The organism is Algihabitans sp., from assembly GCF_965226985.1.
GTDB lineage: Bacteria > Pseudomonadota > Alphaproteobacteria > Kiloniellales > DSM-21159 > Algihabitans.
The window spans coordinates 62,328-77,901 of the sequence record NZ_OZ245712.1 but is presented as its reverse complement, the minus strand read 5'-3'; the positions used below and the strand labels follow the sequence as shown (position 1 = coordinate 77,901).

Sequence of the window (15,574 nt, the reverse complement as noted above, 5' to 3'; positions counted from 1 at the left end):
GGTCGGGGCGTTTTCTTTGCGAGAGGGATGAAGGCTATGAGCAAAAGCAAGAGCGCCGACGAGGCGCCAGAGAGTGAGATCGGCTTTGCGGACTTCCTGAAGGTCGATATTCGCGTGGGTCGCATTCTACAGGCCGAAGCTTTTCCGGAAGCGCGCAAACCCGCGATCAAGCTCTGGGTCGACTTCGGTGAGCCGATCGGTCTCCGTAAGACCTCGGCACAGATTACAAAGTACTACAAGCCGGAAGAGCTTCCGGGCCGCCAGGTTCTGGCCGTGGTCAACTTCCCGGCAAAGCAGATCGGCAAATTCATGAGCGAGATCCTGGTGCTCGGCGTGCCGGATGCCGAGGGGGAAGTCGTGATGCTTGCTCCCGACCGAGAGGTGCCGTTGGGCGGCCGGATGTATTGAGTCCGACCGAACCTCATCCAGAGAGCGTAGCCCTGGCCACAGCCGTCGCGCAGCGGCGGCGCATGGCGACACGGCTCGCCAATCGCAGTCCTCGGGCCGACTGACGAGCCATTTCGGCGGCCAGCGCGGGACTCAATTCAGCCCTTGGTATCTCTTCGAAGCCAAGCCGCCGATAGTAGGGGGCGTTCCAGAGAACCCGCCGGAAGGTCGTCAACAGCAACCAGCGGCACCCGCGCCGAGCCCCGATCTCGGTCAGCGAATCGATCAGACCTGCGCCGATCCGACGCCCCGCAGCTTCAGGCAAGACATTCAGCTCGGCGAGATAGAGGTCTCCCTCCATAGGCATGTAGAGGGCGAAGCCCAGCAAGTTGTCGTGGGCGTCGGCAGCGACCAGAAGTCCCTCCTCGGCCGCCAGATTGCGGAGCAAGGCCAACTCGGTCGGCTGCATGGCCGCCACCTCGGGATGCGGCGAGTCGCGAAACCGGCGGGCGGCGGCGACCTCGATCTGGCGCAGCCGAGGCAACTCTCTGTGCGACGGCGCCCGCAGACGGATTGGTGGCACCACCACCACGTCCTGGCCGTCCGCATCTATCGGAGCGGTCATGTCAGATTGGGAACCAAAGCCGAGCGCGCAAACCACCCAGAGGAGAGTCGTCCAAGGTCAGTTCGCCGCCGTGACTGCGGGCGACATCGCGGGCAATGGTCAGCCCAAGTCCGGTTCCGCCGGTCTCGGGATTACGGGATTCCTCCAGGCGAACGAAGGGCCGGAAGACCTCCTCACGACGCTCCGCTGGAATGCCAGATCCGTCATCGTCCACCAGGATCTCGAGACCGCCGTGGCGAAGTCCAACACGCAGCGACACCATGTTTCCGTAACGCACACCGTTAACGAGCAGGTTGGTCAGACAGCGGCGGAAAGCTTCGCGTTTGAGCGGTAGCGTGATGGGCTGCTCCATGTGCAGGTCCACGGCCGCACCTTCGCGCCGCGCATCGGCCACGATGCGGCCGATCAGATCGGACAGGTTGGTAAGCTTCGCGCCCTCGCCCCCTTCGCCCCGGGCAAAAGCGAGATAGCCATCGATCATGCGCTCCATCTGTTGCACGTCTTGCTTCAGACTCGAAATCTCGGGCGCATTGCCCAGCATAGCGAGCTCCAGCTTCATGCGGGTCAGCGGCGTTCTCAGGTCGTGGCTGACGCCAGCAAGCACAGTCGTACGCTGTTGAATTTGGCGCTTGATACGGTCGCGCATCTGCAGGAAGGCGGCCGCCGCCTGGCGCACCTCATCGGCGCCCTCGGGCTTGAATCCGGCCAAGTCCCCGCCCCTGCCGAAACTGTCTGCAGCCTGGGCCAGACGGGTAATGGCGCGAACCTGGATGCGCATGACGAGAAAAGCGACCACGAAGAGCACGACCGAGGAACCGACCATCCACATCAGAAAGATGTAGGTCGTGACGCTGAACAGGCGTTTACGACTGACGTCCATCACCAGCAGCTCTCTGCCGAGATTGACCTCGATGATCACGTCCCGAGGCAAACTGACGGTGTCGATGGAGAAGCGAGGGCCCAAGCGCTCCATCAAGGCGGTTTCCAAACGCTCGTGAAGGATCGAGCCGAGGCGTGGCTCAACCGACTCTCCGAGCTCGGCGCCGGGAATCAGCTCCGCCCTTAGCCAAAAGATGTGTTCGGCCAAAAACAGGATCTCGGAGTCCGGCATCTCGCCCGACTGCAGCAAGCGCACCACCATCTCGACATCGCCGGCTACACCCTGGGCGAGGCGCCACGTGGTCGTATCGTAGTGGCGGTCATAGAAGACCCAGGCGGAGATCACCTGAAGCAAGACCAACGGCAACAGGAGGATAAGCACCGAACGGCCGAGAAAGCCGCGCGGCAACAGACGCTTGAGAAAAGACAAGCGTTCGGGGCGGCCAAGCGAGAGGCTCAGGTCATCGACCCCCGCAGGTCGCTCGAAGCGGTCTTCATAAATGCTCATGGCCCGCGCCCCGACCTTTCGGTTCAACCGCGATGACCGGGCAGTTCAGCGATCGGCCGAAACCTGCGAGCGGTCAATCAACGACCAGAGTATAGCCAACCCCGCGCACAGTCTGGAGGTAGCGGGGATACTTAGGGTCCGTCTCGATCTTACGGCGCAACCGCGTGACCTGCACGTCGATGGTTCGTGCATTCCCGATTTCCGGGCTCGTTTCGCTCAGTTCATCTCGGCTGACCGGAGCGCCGACCCGATCGGCCAGGGCCTTGAGCAGCTGCTGCTCAGCCGCCGACAGCCGGACATAGGCATCGCCACGGCGCAACTCTTCTCGATCGAGATCGAAGCTGAAAGCTCCGAAGTGAACCCGTCTCGGCGACGCGCTTCCCCCATCTGCCACCTGTGCTCGCCGCAACACCGCATTGATCCGCAGTACAAGCTCGCGCGGTTCGAAGGGCTTCGAGAGATAGTCGTCGGCCCCGCTTTCGAAGCCCTCGATACGGCTCTCGACCTCATCCATCGCCGTCAGCAGCAGAACAGGGACCCGCTGTTCCCGACGCAACGCCCGCAGAAGGTCGAGCCCGCTCTCTCCTGGCATCATGATATCCAGAACCAGCAGATCGAAAGCCAGGGAGCGCAGGAAGTCCCGAGCCTCGCCGGCCTGGCTGGCCGTCGTGACCCGGAAGCCCTGGTCGCTGAGGTAGCGCTGCAAGAGCTCGCGAAGTCGCGTGTCGTCATCGACGACGAGTATGTGTGCAGCCTCGTCCATGGGTCGAGTATAGGCGAGCGTTCCAGTTCGACCTAGAGAGCAGGATCGCCTGAGGCTTCAAAGCCGTTCCGAGCCGGAGCTTTCAGGCCCGAAGCGGGCGCGATCCGGCGAGTCGATCATTCCGCGCATCACCGTCCGAAAGCCGGCGACAGCTTCCGCGCCCGCATCGCGATAAGCGTGCGCGATACGGTGCTTCTGCACCTCGGTCAGCTTGCGCTCGAGTTCCCGCCCTGTTTCGGTCAACGCCAGCAAACGTTGGCGGCGATCCGTCGTTCCCCGGGTTTGCTTGACGAAGCCCTCCCGCACCAACTGACCGAGCACACGGGACAGGGACTGTTTCGTGATCTGCAGAACGGACAGAAGCTGGCTTACGGGCATCCCAGGGTGACGGCCGACGAAGTAGATCACCCGGTGATGCGCGCGGCCGAAACCGTAGTCGTCGAGAATGCGGTCTGCGTCACCGGTGAAGTCTCGATAGGCGAAAAACAGCAGTTCGATCGCCTGGCGTAATTCGTCCTCGCGCAGGAACAGCGGGTTCGCAGTTTTTACGTCAGCCATGTTGACATATTTGGGTTAGCTCGTTACGTTTGCGTTGTCGGATAGGACAGAAAGTAACAAAGTGTGGTTTTTCGAAGCAACGATACTCCAACAATTGCTTTGAACCCTGCCCTTCCCCGACACACCTGAGCGAGACGGCTTTGGGCTCAAGACCGGGATCAAGGTCCACGATCAGGCAACCAGAAGACAAAGGCTTATAGGGCCGGAGGACCCGTCTTTCCATGCTTCCTTTCCACGACCGCGACGGCTTCATCTGGATGGATGGAGACCTGGTTCCCTGGCGCGACGCGACGCTACACAGTCTTTCGCACGGTCTCCACTACGGTTCCTGTGTATTCGAGGGGGAGCGAGCCTACGGTGGCGAGGTCTTTGCCATGACCGAGCATCATGAGCGGCTGCTCGCCTCGGCACAACTGATGGACTTCGAGATTCCTTACAGTGTCGACGAGATCAATGCGGCGACCCGCAAGGTTTTGGAGGTCAACTCCATCGGCGACGGTTATGTCCGTCCGGTTGCCTGGCGCGGCAGCGAGATGATGGGCGTCTCGGCTCAGATGAACAAGATTCATCTGGTGATTGCCGCCTGGGACTGGCCCGCATACTTCTCGCCGGAGGCCCGGCTTCAGGGTATCCGCATGACCTTCGCCAAGTACCGCCGCCCGGATCCTGCGACCGCGCCGGTACACGCAAAGGCGGCCGGCCTCTATATGATCTGCACCCTCAGCAAGCACGATGCCGAGAAGCGCGGCTATAACGACGCGCTGATGCTTGATTGGCGCGGCCGGATTGCCGAAGCCACCGGAGCGAACGTTTTTCTAGTGCAGGACGGTAAGATTCACACACCAACACCGGATTGCTTCCTCGACGGCATCACACGCCGCACGGTGATCGGCCTCGCCAAGGATCTTGGCTACGAGGTGGTGGAGCGTCCGATTCTGCCGGAGGAGCTGGAGCAGACGGATGAAGTCTTCATGACCGGCACCGCCGTCGAGGTGACGCCGGTGGCGGAGATCGACGGCAGGACCTTCAAGGTCGGCGAGGTGACCCGCTCGCTGGTGACCGCCTATGACGATCTCGTCAATCGGCGCGACGGCCGGACCGCTCATGCCTCCATTGCCGCTGCCGAGTGAGATGGCAGCGAACGTCTCTCCAGAGCGAATAGGGTAGCGACGGAACAACCCGATCCGGGAGATAGCGAAGCTTCGCCCGCATGACTGATGCCCTGACTGCGGACTCTGCCGTGATCGCGGACCTCTTCCACGGTCTGCGCGGTGGGCTGCCAGTCACGACGGCGGCCTATCCACTGCCGGGCCCGCTCTATGCCTGCCTGAGACGCAAGGGACGTCGCGTCGGCGAAGTCTGGGTCGAGACGGGCAGCCTGGCGGCCGCCTTCGCCGACCTGCTTCCGCAACTGCAAGCGGTCGAGGCAGACAGCCTCGGGCTTTGCTTGACTCACAACTGGCGCAGCATCTCGCCCGACCGCTTCGACCAGGTCTTCACGAAAGCGGCCCAAGGTAAGCTCGGCATCGCCGTGACCTGGGACGGCCAAGAACGGCGCTTGGCGCCCCTCAGCGCCATCGCGAGCAATCGCAGCTTTCGCAGGTGGCTGGACCGCCAGCCGGCGGCACCAGGGCAGTCCCTTGCCGATGTGCTCAGCGTCGGCGCAAACGTTCGAGCCTTCGCCGCCCGTCAGCTCCATATCGCACCGCTGACAGGCGCCTCACGCGCTCCGACCTGCACGCCCCTGTTCCACGGCGCCCCTCTTGTACCGCCGGAGAGCTTCGACCTGGCAGAGCTGGACCGCTTGATCGAGGGGATGACGGCCTGGATGCAAGCCAGCCTCAGAGAAGATGGGCATCTGACCTACAAATACTGGCCCAGCCGCGGAGAGGACTCGAAGGCCGACAGCCCCATTCGCCGCTTCATGGCGACGCGGGTGCTGATCCAGGTCGCCGGGGTGCGGCAGGATGCGGCCCAGATGGGCCGTGCGGCGGCAAATCTGCAGTTCAACCTGGACCGCTTCTATCGCTCGGAGGAAGACCTCGGTCTGATCGAGTGGCAGGGGCAGGTAAAGCTCGGGGCCGTCGCGCTGGCGGCCCTTGCCATCCTGGAGCACCCCAATGCCGAGCGCTGGGGCGAGATCTACCACCGCCTGTCGGCCACAGTCGACGCGCTGCACCGTCCGGACGGCAGCTTCCGGAGTTTTCTGAGGCCGGCCGAACGCAACGACAATCAGAATTTCTATCCCGGCGAGGCCCTGCTGTTCTGGGCGAAGCGCCTGACGCGCGACCCGGATCAAGAGCTCGCGGAGCGTTTCCATACCAGTTTTACCTACTATCGCGCTTGGCATCGAGCCGCGCGCAACCCCGCCTTCGTACCCTGGCACAGTCAGGCCTATGCGCACGCCTTCGGGGTGTCGCGTGCGTCCGAAATGCGCGACTTCGTGCTTGAAATGAACGACTGGTTGCTGCCTTTGCAACAGTGGGGGCGACCGCTCGCCCCGGTTTTCTGGGGCCGCTTCTACGACCCTGGACGCCCCGACTTCGGCCCTCCGCATGCCAGTTCGACCGGGGTCTACATCGAAGGTTTGGCGGCAGCCTTGGCACTTGCTCTAAAAGCGAGGGACCGCTCTCGCGCCGCGGGCTTCGAACGCGCGATCTGGCGCGCCGCCCGTAACTTGCGGCAACTTCAATTCAAGGATCCGGTCGACGCCTTCTATATCCAGAAGCGCTCGCGCGTGCTTGGTGGTCTGCGGACCGAGGCCTACAACAACGAAATCCGCGTCGACAACGTCCAGCACGGCCTGGCCGGGCTGTTGGTCGCGCGTCCTCTGCTCCGTCAAACCAGCCTCTCCGCTGCAGAGCGAGCCTGCGGTAACGACTAGGGCGGGACCGCCTTCGGATCGAAACGAGCATTTTCACGGCCGCAAGGCCGAACCTTCGAACGGCCTACTCCTCCCTGCCCGACTCTCCAGCACCGGTCGTTTCGCCGCTGCTCTTAACAGGAAGCTCTTCGGTGAGTTTCACCGGAGATGCAAAGAAGGCCAGCCGCGACGGGCTGATCGTGTCGAGAGCGGTCCCGGAGGACGATGAGGACCGAAGACGGTCTCGAGACGCATTCTTGGGCTGCTCCGACTGCTTGGGCTGCTCCAACTGCGAAGCCGGTTTCGTCGTGTCGAATCTTCCGAAGGGAACTGCAGTCACGGGATTGCTCTCCTGCCGATCAAGGTGGGCAGCAGGGCTCCGATATCGCCTCAGCCGCCGCAGGTATCCCGACAACGAACCGGACTTGCACTTTATTCCCCTGTTTCGTGCCCTGCTCTGCGGCTCGGACGCATCGAATCTTAGGGCCTGATCTCGCAGACAGGCTCAGCTTGCAACAGGCCATGACCGAAGATGGAGTCGTAGCCAGCTTGCCCAAGGTCGCGGGCTCTCCCTTCCAACAGAGCCTTCAACTCTTGGACGGAGGGTCGCCCAGCCTGCGCGGAAAGATCGGTCGCAGCAGCAGCCACGAAGGTCGCAGCATAGGAGGTACCGCTTCGCGCCGCGCCGCCAAAGCTGGTCGGCGCCCAAACGTCCACGCCCGGCGCGGAGAGTGAGAGATAGGATCCGCGGTTGGCGCTGCGGAAGGGCCGGAGATCGCGATCCACGGCCGTGACAGCCAGGGCGCTGGGATAGGCCGCTGGGTAGGCTGGACCGGCGGACGGTCCTTCGTTTCCGGCAGCTGCCACCACCAGGATACCGCGGCCTGCAAGAGCCACTATGGCCCTTTCGATCAGAGAGTTGGCCGGGCCGGCGAGACTCATGTTGATAACAGGCAGATCGAATCCGGCGAGCCAGTCGAGCGCTTGCAGGATATCAGTCGTGGTTGCGACAGGCTGACCGTCGTCGTCCCGGTGGAAGACATCGGCGGCGTAGAGCGTGGCTTCCGGCAAGAGGCCGGGGGCATCGCTCTCGGCCGCGCCGACCAGAAGGCCCGCGATCGCCGTTCCGTGATCCGAGAAAGACGGGGGCAGCCGCTTCTCGTTGAAGCGCCGGGTCCGAATACTCTGTCCCTGCAAAGCCGGCGCGTTTAAAGCAATGGCCGTGTCGACCATGCCGAGCGCCAGCCCCGCCCCACAGCCGATGCCACCGGGCAGTCGCCAGCCGACCAAGGTCTTCTGATCGCAAAACGGCCCGCTGCAGTCAGCTTCAGCCAAACCGTAAAGATGGTTGGGCGCCACATCCGCCGCGCCCAGACCGGCCAGCGCAGCCTGGGCATCGGCGTAGGACACCGCACCGAGCGCAAAACCCGTCACGGAAAGCCCAAGATTGCCATAGGTCGTCGAGAGGCGCGGCGTCAGGCCGATCTGAACCGCGGCCGCGACAAACTCAGGCGTGGCATCGAGAGCCAGAAGATCGTCTACATCGAGAGTGTTGCCGCCGTCGCCGTTATCGGCCGCAGCAGCCGGTTCGTCTTCATCTTCATCTTCATCCTCATCATCTTCATCCTCATCGTCCTCGTCGTCGTCCTCGTCGTCTTCATCCTCATCGTCGTCGTCTTCAGTGTCGTCGTCGTCCGCCTCGTCATCGCTGTCGTCGTCCGCATCATCGCCATCGTCCCCGTCATCCCCATCGTTGCCGTCATCGCCATCGTCACCCTCACCATCGCCGTCACCATCCCCGTCGCCGTCGCCGTCGCCGTCGCCGTCGCCGTCACCATCCCCGTCGCCGTCGCCATCTCCGTCACCGTCGCCATCTCCGTCACCATCACCGTCGCCATCCCCGTCACCGTCGCCGTCGCCATCTCCGTCACCGTCGCCATCTCCGTCACCATCACCATCACCGTCGCCATCACCATCACCGTCGCCATCCCCGTCACCGTCGCCATCCCCGTCACCGTCGCCATCCCCGTCACCGTCGCCATCCCCGTCACCGTCGCCATCCCCGTCACCGTCGCCATCCCCGTCACCGTCGCCATCCCCGTCACCGTTAGCGAAGGCAGGCGCTGGCGCCAGAAGCAAAGACGGCGCTTCAGGAAAAGCGGAAGGTTGCAGCAGGACAAAGACGACCAGGCAGGCTCCGCTCAAAAGCCGCCGGCGACGCCTGGACGGCTTGGCAGACACGAAAAAATCAGTTCCATCGGACCCTATGGTCGAAGAGGCGGCCTCGATCTGCAGTTCGGCGGGTGGCATTGGAAGAAAATCCCTAAATCCAAAATGGTTTCGTCCGAGAACGGTTCATTGCCCCACTTTAATCCCAACTGCTCTCTGGGCTAACCAGCGCCCCAGTTTAACGCGCTCTCAACGATGGGCTTTGATCTGCCGTCCAATGATGTTGGGCTTGCCGTCTTGTTCTTAGCCAGTGCTCGGGAATAGATGCGTGGGAATAGATGCGTAGTCTGGCGCGTTGTCGGCTCAGAACAGTTGCCCAAATCAATCAAAACGGGTGCGAGAACCGTGGAGCGAGAGCAAGAGATAAAAAAGGAACTGGTCGCCCTGCTGCCGCGCTTGCGTCGTTTCGCAACCGCGCTCACGGGGTCCCAGCATGAGGCGGACGACGTGGTTCAGGCGGCCTGCGAGCGCGCCTTGACCCGATTACATCAGTGGCAGGAAGGAACTCGTCTGGACTCCTGGATGTTTCGGATCGTGCAGACGGTCTGGATCGACCGCTGTCGAGCCGAGCGGCTGCGCAGGCCGGCCGGCGATCTGGACAGTGTTGCCGGTGTGACCGGCGATGACGGTCGGGACGTCGCAGAGTCGAGGATAGAACTGGCCCGTGTCCGGAAGCTGATCGCGCGCTTGCCGGAGGAACAGCGGGCCGTCCTTTCGCTCGTATCCATAGATGGCTGCAGTTACCGTCAAGCAGCCGAATCCCTGAACATCCCGATCGGTACGGTGATGAGTCGTCTGGCACGCGCGAGGCGAGCTCTGGCGGAGGCCTTGAACGGCCCGCACAACAGCCCCTGGGGCAAGGTGGCAGGAGAACCGGCATGAACGACAAGGCTGCCGTTTTGAGTGACGAGAAACTGGTTGCCTACGCGGACGGCGAGTTGTCGGAGCAGGAGGCAGTCGAGATCGAACAGGCGCTGTCGCAGGATCCGACGGCAGGCCATCGTCTTCGGGCTTTGGTCGAAGCCGGTGAGATGGCCCGCCTGGCCTTTGCAGAAATCGCCGAGGAACCGGTTCCCGAACGCCTGCGCGCAGCGGTCATGAACGCGCCGACGGCTTCGGACAGCGAGGCATCAACCGAGGATACCCAGGATACCTCCAGAGAAGACACGCCGAACAACGTTGTCCGTCTGCCTCGGCGTCAGCCCCGTCAGCAGGTCGTCTGGCGCCCGGTGGCTCTGGCTGCCTCTCTGGCATTCGCCGTTGCGGCAGGCGTGTTTGCCTGGCTGCCAGGTGGCGAGAACAGTGGATCCGAAGGTCGCCTGACTGCACAGCTCGCCGAAGCCCTCTCGCAAACGCCAAGCTACGAACCCGTCCAACTGGCGGATGGAGAAGTCACCGTGATTGGCAGCTTTCTGAGCCAGGACGACCGCTTCTGCCGAGAGTTCGAGCAGCTCTCCGAAGCCGGCGGAGAACGAGGTTTGGTATGCCGGACGGGACCTGACGAGGAGTGGCAATTGGTCGCCAGCAGCACCATTGCGTCAGCCGATACCTCTGGAACCGAGGGTTTCCGACCGGCTGGAGCAGACAGCGACGACCCGGTGGCCGCCGCCGTCGATCGCCTCCAGGCCGGATCGTTGCTCTCGACGGAGGAAGAACGGCGCGCCCTAGGGCTGTAGAGAGATTTTGGATGCGGGTGGCGAGCGCCCAGCTTGCCGGTGTCGGAAAGGGCATCGCCACCCGAAGCAAGATCGCCTCAGGCTCACGCGCCAACCTTTCCATCTGGGACAGTCGTGCTTCGGCAGCTCACTCGGCGGCCTTGTCGTCCTGACGCCAGCGGGCGGCCGCCTCGTCGTCGCTGCTGCGCGCCTCCACCCAGCTCTGCCCGCCATCCCGAGTTTCCTCGACTTTCCAGAAGGGGGCCTTGGTCTTCAGCCAGTCGATCAGAAAGTGGCAAGCCTCGAAAGCGGCTTCGCGATGCGGACTGGCGCAGGCGACCAGAACGATCTGTTCGCCGGGCTCCATGCGGCCGTAGCGATGAACGATCAAAGAGGCTTCAAGCGGCCAGCGCGCCTGCGCCTCGGCCTCGATCCGCTCCAGCATGCGTTCGGTCATGCCGGGATAGTGTTCCAGCGTCATGGCCGCCAGATCCGGCGTCTCTGCCATATCGCGCACCAGACCCACGAAAGAGGTCAAGCCGCCAACCCGCCGATTACCTCTGGTAAGCGCCCGCAGCTCGGCACCGAGATCGAAGTCTTCACGCTGGACCCTGACAGTCATCGCCGTCGCCTCAGCCGCCGGTGACCGGCGGGAAAAGGGCAACCTCGTCCCCCGGCTTCACGGGATCTCCCGGGCGGGCATACTCCTGGTTGACCGCAACCCGAATGGCGGCGCGGTCGGCCAGGGCCTCCGCAAAGCCGTCTCCCCTGCCTTCCAACCAATTCAGCAGCTCCGCCACGGTGGCAACCTCAGCCGGCGGCAGCACCTCTTCCTCGGTACAGCCGGTTTTCTGCTTGAGCCATGCAAAATACAGCATCTTTACGGGCGCGCTCACGGAGTCACCTCGCTAAAGGGCAGAAACTCGACGATTGCGCCAGGCTCCAAGCGGGTCAAGTCCTCGGGAAGCTCGACCAGACCATCGGCCTCGACCAACGACGAGAGAATACCGGCCCCCTCACGCGGAAACTTGCGGGCAACCAGCCGGCCGTCGCTACCCAGCGACAAACGGGCTCGCACCCATTCGCGGCGATCCTTCTTTTTCTTGTGGTCGAAGTCGGCTGGAACGGCGAAGCGGTGCGGAGGCTCGACCTGCCCGCCCATCAGCCGAAGGATCATCGGTCGAACCACGGCCAGAAAGGTGACCATGGAGGCCACCGGATTGCCCGGAAGCCCTACGAAAGCGGTCGAAGCGATCTGTCCCAGCGCGATCGGCCGCCCCGGCTTGATCGCAAGTTTCCAGGCGTGGAGCTTACCTTGCGTCTCGACAGCCGCTTTGACGTGGTCCTCCTCGCCGGTCGAAACGCCGCCGGAGGTGATAAGAAGATCGTGACTCTCGGCGGCCGCACCCAGCGCCGCAGTCACACGCTCCCGCTGATCGGGAAGGATCCCCAGGTCGGACACCCGACACCCCAGCCCGCGCAACAGGGCACCGACGGTATAGCGGTTGGAATCGTAGATGCAGCCTGGCCGCGGCGGCTGCCCAGGTTCCTGCAGTTCATCGCCGGTCGAAAAGAGCGCGACCCGAAGAGGGCGCGACACCGCCACTTCGGTAAGCCCTGCAGCCGCAGCCAAGCCGACGTCCTGGGGCCGCAGCCGTTGGCCCGACCGCAAAACGGTATCGCCGGCGGCGATGTCCTCGCCGGCCAGGCGGCGATTGCTGCCCTGCTTGATTCCAGGCTGAATGACGACCGTCTCGCCTTCGAGGCGGCAGTCCTCCTGCATCATGACCGTGTCCGGCCCCTCGGGCATCAGAGCGCCGGTGAAGATGCGAATCGCCTCGCCCGGCTTCGCGGCGCGGCCCAAGGGATGACCCGCCGCGGCACGACCCGTGACCAGAAGACGGGTTTCGGCTTGAGGTGCGAGATCGGCGAAATGCACGGCATATCCGTCGACCGCCGAGTTGTCTGCCGCAGGAACGGAGACAGCCGAGATCACGTCCTGGCGTAGGACTCGCCCCAAGGTGTCGGCCAGAGCCACCGGCTCGACCTCGGTGACCGTCTGGATTCGCGCCTCCAGCAGGGCCAGAGCCTCATCGAGGCGCATCAGCTGTCCACCGTGGGCGAAACAGTCGTCGCTCAGTTGCGCCATCAGGCCGCACCCTGGCGCCGGGCCGGTCCCAGACCGCAATGACTGACCACGAAGTCGGCAATCGCTTCGACATCGTTCAAGTCGAGGCAGGGGCGGTCAACCTCAGGCGCCGGCCCGTCGCTTGCGATGGCCACGATCCTGGGATCCTCAGAGGCGAGAAGCGGCTTGCCGACCGCGCGACGGAAAACCTCGATCTTATCGTGCCGTTCCTTCTTGAAACCCTCGATGATCAGGAGGTCGACCTGGGTCATTTGCGGAATCAGGTCTTCGGCCGTCGGTTCCGGCGCACCGCGATGCTCATGCATCAGGGCCCAGCGGTTGGCGGAGGTGATCATGACCTCGGTCGCCCCAGCCTCGCGATGCTCGTAGGAATCCTTGCCGGGCTTGTCGATGTCGAAGGCGTGGTGGGCATGCTTCATGGTCGAAACACGGTAGCCGCGGGCCACGAGCGCCGGAATCAGCTTCCGCACAAGGGTGGTTTTGCCGCTTCCGCTCCACCCTGCCAGTCCAATGATCTTCATCTCGGGTCTTCCCGCCCGTCCGTTGATACGCTCTGCGATGTAGGAATACCCAAGAACCGTGCAAGTCAACCCGGCCAGCTGCAGGGGCAAAGGGCTGAGCCCTGTTTGGATACCCAGCCTTGGTCCGCCGATAGGGACGCCCCCGTCGTGCCTTCAGCCCGACCCGGTGCGCATGTGCGCGAGGCCGCGGCTCAAGTAATCCCACCCGGTGATCAGGGTCAGGCCCGCGGCGAGCCAAAGCAGGGCTTGGGCAAGCAACTGCAGCTCCATCGTCAAGACAGGCCCCAGGATCAGGAGCGAGAGAGCCGCCAGCTGGGCGGCCGTTTTCCACTTGGCCAACTTGCTGACCGGCATGGGAACGCTCAGCTCGGCCAAATACTCCCGCAGACCGGACACCAGAATCTCGCGACAGAGAATGACGATCGCAGCGCCCACGGCCCAGCCGGCCACGTCGCCGCTGGCAACCAGCATGACAACCACGGCCGCCACGAGCAGCTTGTCGGCAATCGGATCGAGAAAACGGCCGAGCGGCGACACCTCGCCACGGGCGCGCGCCAGTTTTCCGTCGAGCCAGTCGGTGAAGGCCGCCGCGCCGAAAAGAGCGAAGGCGATCCAACGTGCCACCTGCCAATCGACGGCCAAGAGCGCGACGACGGCCGGAATCGCAACGATCCGCGCGAGCGTCAATAGATTCGGCAGTGTGTTCAGCATGGTCTTTTTGCACCCCCGAGCCCGTTCTAGCATAGCGCGGCTGCAGTTACAGAGGCACGACGCAACTCTTGGACCCGGCCGGGCTCATGTCTCTGCCCTAACTCCACTTCGCCGCAGCGGCAGACAGCAGAGCCATGCCGGCCAACAAAAAGAAGGTCGTTTGAAAACCGAGCAGGGAAATGCCTGATGCCAAGATGAGCGGTCCCAGCAGGAAACCGGCGAAGATCCCGATTGCAACCGCACTCTGCGCCTCGGCAACCATACCGTCAGGCGCAACCTCTGCGCTTTCGGCCAGGAGCACCCCGTTCCAACTCCCGACAACGAAACCGGCGAACACCACAGCCGCACTTATCGCCACCATCGCAGAGCCGGTGGTCAGCGTGGCAAGCAGAACAGCAGCCAAAGCCGACGCAAGACCGCTGTACATCAACATGGCTGAACGAAGTCTCCGACTATCGCCAAGCCAACCGGCAAGGAGGCGTCCCGGAATGCTCGCCGCCTGAAACAGGGCGTAGAGTCCGCCCGCCAAAACCAGCGATACCTGCAACTCTGTCACAAGGTAGGTGACGAGATAGACGTTCAGGCTGCCTTGGACGATCGCGAGCAGGGCACCGACGACGACAAGACGACGGAAAGATCGAAGCTGCAGCAAGCTGAGCAGGACCTGCAGAGCGGGCCGGCTCCCCATGGCGGTTCGCTGCCGATCATCCGCGCGCGGGCAGTGATCGTTCCGCAGGGACAGCTCGACGAAAATCACGGCAAGAACGCCTACTGCTGCAGCAGCACAGAGGGCCGTTTGCCAACCGCCGATCATAGAAAGCAGCGGCAGGACGGCACCCGCCGTCAAGGCGCCGAAAGGAACGCCCGCCTGCTTGATCGAGAAAGCGAACCTCAGTCTACGGCGGGGCACCGCTTTACGCAGCAACACACCGCTGGCCGGGGCGTTGGTGCCGAAGCCAAGACCGATCATCACGCCAGCGACCAAGATGAGCCACCACTGCCGGGTCAAAACCAGTAGAAGGCCACCCGCGCAAATAATAGCTCCGACTTGCAGAGCGCGCTCCGCTCCGACCCTTCGGACGATCCCGGCCCCGAACAGATAAAAGGCTATCGCCCCTGCCGCGGCGGCCGACGCGTAGTAGCCCACGAACGAAGCAGGCACACCGGCGCTGGCCATGATCGTCGGCCCCAAGACCGGCACGGCCATGTCGATCACGCTGATCGCCATTTGCGCGACCAAGGCAACCGAAAGCGGACGACGCCAGTTTTCCCCAGGCAACGCCCCCTCCTCAGGAACCCGAGACCTCAAAGCAGGAGGGAGGTCACCCGAACTTGGCAGGGACAATCCCGGCGCCCAAGGTCGACGCTCACGTCAGATACACGCGAGAGCCACTGGAATAGGCGATCATCATGACCGCAGTTTCCGGACCCGGATTGTAAGTCTGGTGAAGCGCCCCGGTCGGAATGAGGAGCGTATCGCCGGGCGCCAACTCTATCCAGAGATCCCCCCTACGTTGGCTCACTTGGCCGGACAGCAGGTGAATCGCCTCCGTACAGTTGGGATGACGGTGCGCCTCTGTCGTGACCCCTGCCTCGACGGTCATCCTTGCGAGACTGACGCCTGCGTTCTCTTCGATCGCATCCTCCATCAACCAGGTCATCGTAAAGCCCGGCGACGGTGCAGTGGCGCCCGAGTTCTCCACAGACATCTATCTCTTCCTTTCAG

The 15,574-nt window shown here is 63.4% G+C and carries 18 protein-coding genes; 6 read left to right on the top strand and 12 right to left on the bottom strand.

What is annotated here, in order from left to right; genetic code table 11:
• Positions 1–36: 36 nt before the first annotated feature.
• Entirely contained in the window at positions 37–408 is a 372-nt protein-coding gene (locus ACO054_RS00370; RefSeq protein WP_421708459.1) for a tRNA-binding protein, read from the top strand.
• Between the two features lie 13 nt (positions 409–421).
• On the opposite strand, the gene ACO054_RS00365 is transcribed toward ACO054_RS00370, so the two are convergent.
• The 4 genes from ACO054_RS00365 to ACO054_RS00350 all read right to left on the bottom strand — a co-directional run bounded on the left by ACO054_RS00365 (position 422) and on the right by ACO054_RS00350 (position 3,720).
• Positions 422–1,012 (bottom strand): GNAT family N-acetyltransferase, encoded by a 591-nt coding sequence (locus tag ACO054_RS00365; RefSeq protein WP_421708458.1) that lies wholly within the window; start codon positions 1,010–1,012, stop codon positions 422–424.
• Between the two features lies 1 nt (position 1,013).
• Complete coding sequence (locus tag ACO054_RS00360) at positions 1,014–2,399, bottom strand: ATP-binding protein (RefSeq protein WP_421708457.1); 1,386 nt, start codon at positions 2,397–2,399, stop codon at positions 1,014–1,016.
• 73 nt (positions 2,400–2,472) lie between these two features.
• Positions 2,473–3,162: a response regulator gene (locus ACO054_RS00355; protein WP_421708456.1), complete on the bottom strand. Its 690-nt coding sequence runs from the start codon at positions 3,160–3,162 to the stop codon at positions 2,473–2,475.
• Between the two features lie 57 nt (positions 3,163–3,219).
• Positions 3,220–3,720, bottom strand: coding sequence for a MarR family winged helix-turn-helix transcriptional regulator (locus ACO054_RS00350; protein ID WP_421708455.1), 501 nt, complete (start codon positions 3,718–3,720; stop codon positions 3,220–3,222).
• A gap of 221 nt (positions 3,721–3,941) precedes the next feature.
• On the opposite strand from ACO054_RS00350, the gene ACO054_RS00345 reads away from it, so the two are divergent.
• The gene (locus ACO054_RS00345) at positions 3,942–4,850 is read left to right on the top strand and encodes a branched-chain amino acid aminotransferase (protein WP_421708454.1); all 909 of its coding nucleotides are present in this window, start codon (positions 3,942–3,944) and stop codon (positions 4,848–4,850) included.
• 80 nt (positions 4,851–4,930) lie between these two features.
• Positions 4,931–6,604: a hypothetical protein gene (locus tag ACO054_RS00340; RefSeq protein ID WP_421708453.1), complete on the top strand. Its 1,674-nt coding sequence runs from the start codon at positions 4,931–4,933 to the stop codon at positions 6,602–6,604.
• Positions 6,605–7,063: 459 nt separating this feature from the next.
• Here ACO054_RS00340 and ACO054_RS00335 read toward each other — a convergent pair whose 3' ends face one another.
• Positions 7,064–7,942, bottom strand: coding sequence for a S8 family serine peptidase (locus ACO054_RS00335; RefSeq protein ID WP_421708452.1), 879 nt, complete (start codon positions 7,940–7,942; stop codon positions 7,064–7,066).
• On the opposite strand from ACO054_RS00335, the gene ACO054_RS00330 reads away from it, so the two are divergent.
• The 3 genes from ACO054_RS00330 to ACO054_RS00320 all read left to right on the top strand — a co-directional run bounded on the left by ACO054_RS00330 (position 7,928) and on the right by ACO054_RS00320 (position 10,488).
• The gene (locus ACO054_RS00330) at positions 7,928–8,977 is read left to right on the top strand and encodes a hypothetical protein (protein ID WP_421708451.1); all 1,050 of its coding nucleotides are present in this window, start codon (positions 7,928–7,930) and stop codon (positions 8,975–8,977) included. The two genes, ACO054_RS00335 and ACO054_RS00330, sit on opposite strands and share 15 nt — an antisense overlap.
• A 180-nt stretch (positions 8,978–9,157) precedes the next feature.
• Positions 9,158–9,694, top strand: coding sequence for an RNA polymerase sigma factor (locus ACO054_RS00325; RefSeq protein ID WP_421708450.1), 537 nt, complete (start codon positions 9,158–9,160; stop codon positions 9,692–9,694).
• Positions 9,691–10,488: an anti-sigma factor family protein gene (locus ACO054_RS00320; protein WP_421708449.1), complete on the top strand. Its 798-nt coding sequence runs from the start codon at positions 9,691–9,693 to the stop codon at positions 10,486–10,488. The genes ACO054_RS00325 and ACO054_RS00320 overlap by 4 nt, the downstream gene beginning before the upstream one ends.
• A 127-nt stretch (positions 10,489–10,615) precedes the next feature.
• On the opposite strand, the gene ACO054_RS00315 is transcribed toward ACO054_RS00320, so the two are convergent.
• The 7 genes from ACO054_RS00315 to ACO054_RS00285 form a co-directional block, all read right to left on the bottom strand.
• Positions 10,616–11,089 (bottom strand): molybdenum cofactor biosynthesis protein MoaE, encoded by a 474-nt coding sequence (locus tag ACO054_RS00315; protein WP_421708448.1) that lies wholly within the window; start codon positions 11,087–11,089, stop codon positions 10,616–10,618.
• Between the two features lie 10 nt (positions 11,090–11,099).
• Positions 11,100–11,363, bottom strand: a complete 264-nt coding sequence (gene moaD / locus ACO054_RS00310; protein ID WP_421708447.1) for a molybdopterin converting factor subunit 1 — start codon at positions 11,361–11,363, stop codon at positions 11,100–11,102.
• Positions 11,360–12,616 carry a gephyrin-like molybdotransferase Glp gene (gene glp / locus ACO054_RS00305; RefSeq protein ID WP_421708446.1) on the bottom strand — a complete coding sequence of 419 codons (1,257 nt, stop codon included), beginning with the start codon at positions 12,614–12,616 and terminating at the stop codon, positions 11,360–11,362. Before glp ends, moaD begins: the two co-directional genes overlap by 4 nt.
• Positions 12,616–13,164, bottom strand: a complete 549-nt coding sequence (gene mobB / locus ACO054_RS00300; RefSeq protein WP_421710399.1) for a molybdopterin-guanine dinucleotide biosynthesis protein B — start codon at positions 13,162–13,164, stop codon at positions 12,616–12,618. The genes glp and mobB overlap by 1 nt, the downstream gene beginning before the upstream one ends.
• A gap of 126 nt (positions 13,165–13,290) precedes the next feature.
• The gene (pgsA, locus tag ACO054_RS00295; RefSeq protein ID WP_421708445.1) at positions 13,291–13,848 is read right to left on the bottom strand and encodes a CDP-diacylglycerol--glycerol-3-phosphate 3-phosphatidyltransferase; all 558 of its coding nucleotides are present in this window, start codon (positions 13,846–13,848) and stop codon (positions 13,291–13,293) included.
• A gap of 97 nt (positions 13,849–13,945) precedes the next feature.
• Positions 13,946–15,127, bottom strand: a complete 1,182-nt coding sequence (locus ACO054_RS00290) for an MFS transporter (RefSeq protein WP_421708444.1) — start codon at positions 15,125–15,127, stop codon at positions 13,946–13,948.
• An 88-nt stretch (positions 15,128–15,215) separates the two neighbouring features.
• Positions 15,216–15,557 carry a cupin domain-containing protein gene (locus ACO054_RS00285; RefSeq protein ID WP_421708443.1) on the bottom strand — a complete coding sequence of 114 codons (342 nt, stop codon included), beginning with the start codon at positions 15,555–15,557 and terminating at the stop codon, positions 15,216–15,218.
• Between the last annotated feature and the right edge of the window lie 17 nt (positions 15,558–15,574).

Bases quoted from the DNA above. Each gene is read 5' to 3' on its own strand.
- ACO054_RS00370 (WP_421708459.1), top strand. From the start codon at position 37: ATGAGCAAAAGCAAGAGCGCCGACGAGGCGCCAGAGAGTGAGATCGGC.
- ACO054_RS00365 (WP_421708458.1), bottom strand. From the start codon at position 1,012: ATGACCGCTCCGATAGATGCGGACGGCCAGGACGTGGTGGTGGTGCCA.
- ACO054_RS00360 (WP_421708457.1), bottom strand. From the start codon at position 2,399: ATGAGCATTTATGAAGACCGCTTCGAGCGACCTGCGGGGGTCGATGAC.
- ACO054_RS00355 (WP_421708456.1), bottom strand. From the start codon at position 3,162: ATGGACGAGGCTGCACACATACTCGTCGTCGATGACGACACGCGACTT.
- ACO054_RS00350 (WP_421708455.1), bottom strand. From the start codon at position 3,720: ATGGCTGACGTAAAAACTGCGAACCCGCTGTTCCTGCGCGAGGACGAA.
- ACO054_RS00345 (WP_421708454.1), top strand. From the start codon at position 3,942: ATGCTTCCTTTCCACGACCGCGACGGCTTCATCTGGATGGATGGAGAC.
- ACO054_RS00340 (WP_421708453.1), top strand. From the start codon at position 4,931: ATGACTGATGCCCTGACTGCGGACTCTGCCGTGATCGCGGACCTCTTC.
- ACO054_RS00330 (WP_421708451.1), top strand. From the start codon at position 7,928: ATGGTTGGGCGCCACATCCGCCGCGCCCAGACCGGCCAGCGCAGCCTG.
- ACO054_RS00320 (WP_421708449.1), top strand. From the start codon at position 9,691: ATGAACGACAAGGCTGCCGTTTTGAGTGACGAGAAACTGGTTGCCTAC.
- ACO054_RS00315 (WP_421708448.1), bottom strand. From the start codon at position 11,089: ATGACTGTCAGGGTCCAGCGTGAAGACTTCGATCTCGGTGCCGAGCTG.
- glp (WP_421708446.1), bottom strand. From the start codon at position 12,616: ATGGCGCAACTGAGCGACGACTGTTTCGCCCACGGTGGACAGCTGATG.
- pgsA (WP_421708445.1), bottom strand. From the start codon at position 13,848: ATGCTGAACACACTGCCGAATCTATTGACGCTCGCGCGGATCGTTGCG.
- ACO054_RS00285 (WP_421708443.1), bottom strand. From the start codon at position 15,557: ATGTCTGTGGAGAACTCGGGCGCCACTGCACCGTCGCCGGGCTTTACG.